This window comes from Microvirga sp. Mcv34, assembly GCF_024519725.1.
Taxonomy (GTDB): domain Bacteria; phylum Pseudomonadota; class Alphaproteobacteria; order Rhizobiales; family Beijerinckiaceae; genus Microvirga.
The window spans coordinates 1-3,825 of the sequence record NZ_JALJRK010000181.1; the positions used below are offsets into that span (position 1 = coordinate 1).

At 59.8% G+C, this 3,825-nt stretch carries 4 protein-coding genes and 1 pseudogene; 3 read left to right on the forward strand and 2 right to left on the reverse strand.

The window, feature by feature from the left end:
• A partial coding sequence (locus OC446_RS29700) for a transposase (protein ID WP_262032488.1) occupies positions 1-252 on the reverse strand: 252 nt, incomplete at its 3' end.
• A gap of 41 nt (positions 253-293) precedes the next feature.
• Here OC446_RS29700 and OC446_RS29705 point away from each other — a divergent pair.
• Positions 294-440 carry a hypothetical protein gene (locus OC446_RS29705; protein ID WP_262032489.1) on the forward strand — a complete coding sequence of 49 codons (147 nt, stop codon included), beginning with the start codon at positions 294-296 and terminating at the stop codon, positions 438-440.
• A 615-nt stretch (positions 441-1,055) separates the two neighbouring features.
• Here the strand turns inward: OC446_RS29705 and OC446_RS29710 are convergent.
• Positions 1,056-1,340: a hypothetical protein gene (locus OC446_RS29710; RefSeq protein ID WP_262032490.1), complete on the reverse strand. Its 285-nt coding sequence runs from the start codon at positions 1,338-1,340 to the stop codon at positions 1,056-1,058.
• Between the two features lie 1,542 nt (positions 1,341-2,882).
• On the opposite strand from OC446_RS29710, the gene OC446_RS29715 reads away from it, so the two are divergent.
• On the forward strand, positions 2,883-3,059 hold the full coding sequence (locus OC446_RS29715; RefSeq protein WP_262032491.1) for a hypothetical protein: 177 nt from the start codon (positions 2,883-2,885) through the stop codon (positions 3,057-3,059).
• 240 nt (positions 3,060-3,299) lie between these two features.
• A pseudogene (locus OC446_RS29720) lies at positions 3,300-3,755 on the forward strand (transposase); the annotation flags it as partial.
• Positions 3,756-3,825: the final 70 nt, after the last annotated feature.

Consider the following 3,825-nt stretch of genomic DNA (forward strand, 5'->3'; position numbering starts at 1 on the left):
GAATGCATGGCCGACATCGCGTCGGAACAACTGGCCGACTTCGTCGGAATCCGCAGTGAGCGCTCCCTGGGCAGCGAGCTTGCGCCAGCGGAACAGCTGGTTGGGCGCCACGCCATGCCGGCGGGCGACCAGACTGACCGTGGCATCCGGCTCATAGGTCTCCTGGACGATGGAAAGCTTCTCGGCGGCCGCCCAGTGGCGGCGGCGTTGCGGTCCATCAAGGACCTCAATCTTGGGGGAAGAACCAGTCATAGCACCAACACTACTCCTATCTCTTAGCGAGGTGGGAGATCGTGTCCGGTCTATTCAGGGGCTACTTCACCTACTACGAGGAGCGGCATCAAAAGCGGGTGATCGAAAACCTGCGCCGCCGCGCCAAGGCGTTCGGGTTTGTGCTGCAGAAAGTTGCTACCGACGCACCCGTGGGCGCTGATTCTTAGGAAATCGAGGTGAGTGCATTGGTTTGGCGTGGCCAACCATCTTGTTTTCAGTGCTCCCCGGGCAGCGCCAGGCCGGTGCGCCAGGAGCCATGATGGCAGCAAGCACCTGATAACCATCGCGCCGATCTGCGCGGCATGGGCGCGCCGCTTCGCCTCGCCTTGCGGAACGTCGCAATCACTTGCCCATCTGTCATAGCGCTCCACCCAGGCCGGATCAGCCTGCCTGCGCAGCCCCTCGGCCGCTCGGCAGGTTCTCGGCGAACGGGAGCAAGGTCACAAGCGCCAGCCGCCCGGGCGATTGTTGCGGTCGAAGCTGGAACCTCACCACTCACGGTCAGGTGGAGCGACATGGAACCCTCCAGGTCTGAACCCAAGCTCGACAGCCTGAACGCCGACCCGCCTCAGTCGCTCTAACCCATTCGCCAGCACTATGATGCGAGGGCTAAGTCCACGTCGATTACGGCTGTTCCCCAAGCCTAAGCCTGATAGAAGCTAGGCGGCTGGTCACTCTCAGAGCACCCGCAGAGCCTGCCTGAAGTTGGCATTTAGGGGCCCTCCATTAAGGCCGCAGTCGCGCAGTATCACTGCGGTGCGCGACACCTCCTCATTGAGGGCCTAGGCCAAGGCCTCATCCTTGGTCAGCGTGGTCCTGACTGAGGCGTTGAACTGCTTGTGCTGCTCCGCGGACCCAATCGTGAGCGTCTCATCACCTGTAGACACAAGGCCCTCGAGGTACGAGGCCGCATACTCCAACTCGGTGAGATGGTGCACGCTGGCAGCGTACCTAATCTGCCACGACTGTTCTGTTTGGCGGCAGTCCGCGTGTGCGGACAATGTCGTTGCGAAGAAGGTGACCACCACCGCGAGGAGCAATCTCGACTGTCTAAGAAAGTAAGTCATGCCTCCTCTTGAGAATTACCGTAGCAGTGCTGGAACATAGTGCGGCCCGTGCTTAGGACGCATACCCCCGGCAAATCTACGGGTGGACTCGGCCCCTTCAATCACATAGCTTGGAAAGATAACAGGTCCTCTTCTCTTGCTCCCTCCTCGGCAGATGCCAGCGAGGGAGTTTCTTTGCGCACCAGCATTCCTGCCCGCGCTGCTCAAGAGGCGAGCAGTCGCATCCCCATTTGCAAAAAGCCCTGATGGGCTGCCGGTTTCTTGAGCCAGACCACAGCCTGGAATTCTGGTGCGGCGCTCTCCAGGCTCTGTTCTGAGTAGATCGCGAACGGCACACCCCGGTAGCGGAGGATCCGGACGAGGTCTGTGCAAGGCCCCTACTTCGGAATCATATCAACGATCGCGACGTCTGGGCTGTTGCGCCGACTACGTCAACGTCTCTGTGCTTGTGCTGACTGCGCTGGCAACCGCGTAACCAGCATCTTCAAAAGTGTCGACTAGGTTAAGACCCACAAGAGCCTTGTCCTCAATAACAAGCACCTGAACCGTGGCTATCCCCGTCAGGATTTCTCGACCGGCGGCTTCGATATTCTCTTCGGGCACATGACTTTTGACCTTTATAGGCTTCCTGACCACAGCGGCAAACGGCTCCTATTCCTTGGGCGCCCTATGATCCTGTCGGCATCTTGTTAGAGAGCAGCTTGATGGTCGTCGATCAGCCATGTTCGCGACACCAGAACCACAGGATTGCACCTATGACCTGCTTCACAACAGGCAGCGCCTCCGGCTCTTTTGTGCCGTGCCGATAAACCATCCGGTGCCCGTCTCCTGCTCATAATGAGGTGGTGATTTGAACGCGCTCTTGCCCTGTCGGAGATGCCGCTAAGCCTTCATGCGAGAGCAGCAGCCGGTGGCTTTCGATTTGTGGCTTCTATTTGTTCCACCTTACTGTATAGACTTGTCCCGGGATCGAGGCTATCCACACTCCGCCCGTCTGAGCCGGCCCGATCCTTCCCTGGCGCGCGAGATAGGCCTCCTGTGCTGCCTTGAGATGGCTCGTGATCCGCTCAGTGCCCCTTGTGGAGGATCGCGAGCCACATTTGCACGGGTTTGAGCAGGTTTCTGAGAGGTGTAGTGCTACAACAGTCGGAAATTTGGTCGGTGCCACGGCCAGCGTCTGACCTGAGAACTACTGAACGAAATAGTCCCGGAAGCTCTGTCTTGCTGTAGGAGTAGGGATCCTGCATCACGTCAGAGGTGAGATGTAGGAAACTGCAGTGGTCATCTCATCCGCGCCGAGATTACCGAACGAATGGCGCGAATTGCAACGCTGGGTAAAAGGCTTACTTGAACTCACGATCCGCTCAATGTGCGAAATCGGCCTTCTGCGTCTCACGGGCTTGGGCGGTGAGCTCGCCGCCGCCAGGCTCGTAGGGCCGTCAGCCCGCGGAATGCTATCCGAGGATCCACGCCGGCCAGTGCTCCGGGAACGGAGCCTGGAGTCGAGCGTTGCCACTGAATAGCATCCATGAGGAGAGAAAAATGGTTCAGGAAAAGCCCGGCCCACATCATGATCATCCCGATCACAAGCCAGGTGATCTCGATCAGCACGGCCACCGCGACAAAAAGGACCAGAAGGAGGTTCCCGGACAGCATCATGAGCACCCGGGCCACAAGCCAGGTGATCTCGATCAGCACGGCCACCGCGACAAGCACTGACACATTCCGTTCAACCGATTTGATGGAAAGGGCTGCTCACGGCGGCCCTTTTCGTTGACATTACCCCGTCGCCTGTGAAGAATCCCGATCCCATTGGAACGATTGGGATATTGGTCGTCTCGCCAGCTTCGGATTTGCAGGATTGCGGGGCGACAGCGGTGGATTTCCTGCGTTTTCCGTTGCCGCTCCGGCCCGGGATCTGATTCAATCAGGAGCACTCCACCCGGCCGGAGTTGCGCCATGTCGACGCCGAAAGACGAGCGCCAGAAGGATCTGTTCCGCCCCGCCCTGGACAGCATCATTGACCTGAAGCATCCGCTGGTGCTGCTGGCCCAGCGCATCGACTGGGCCTTCCTCGAGCGCCGCTTGGGTAGCGTCTACCGGCCAGGACCCGGCCAGCCGCCCTTGCCGGTGCGGCTGATCGCCGGGCTGATGATCCTCAAGCACATGGAGAGCCTCTCTGACGAGGCGCTGTGCGCCCGCTTCCTCGACAGCCCCTACGTGCAGTTCTTCTGCGGTGAGGTCAGCTTCCGCCATGATCTGCCGTTTGACCGCTCATCCTTGACGCGGTGGCGCCAGCGATTGGGCGAGGAGCATCTCACGGCCCTCCTGCAGGAAAGCCTCGCGGTGGCGTACCAAACTGGAGCTCTCGCGACCAAGGATCTCGAGCGGGTCGCCGTCGACACCACGGTTCAGCCTGCGGATTTCGCTGATCGTGAGCAGCCGTTTCACGCGATGGTGAGCGCTCATTTCATGGGATCGTGAG

Bases quoted from the DNA above. Each gene is read 5' to 3' on its own strand.
- OC446_RS29710 (WP_262032490.1), bottom strand. From the start codon at position 1,340: ATGACTTACTTTCTTAGACAGTCGAGATTGCTCCTCGCGGTGGTGGTC.
- OC446_RS29715 (WP_262032491.1), top strand. From the start codon at position 2,883: ATGGTTCAGGAAAAGCCCGGCCCACATCATGATCATCCCGATCACAAG.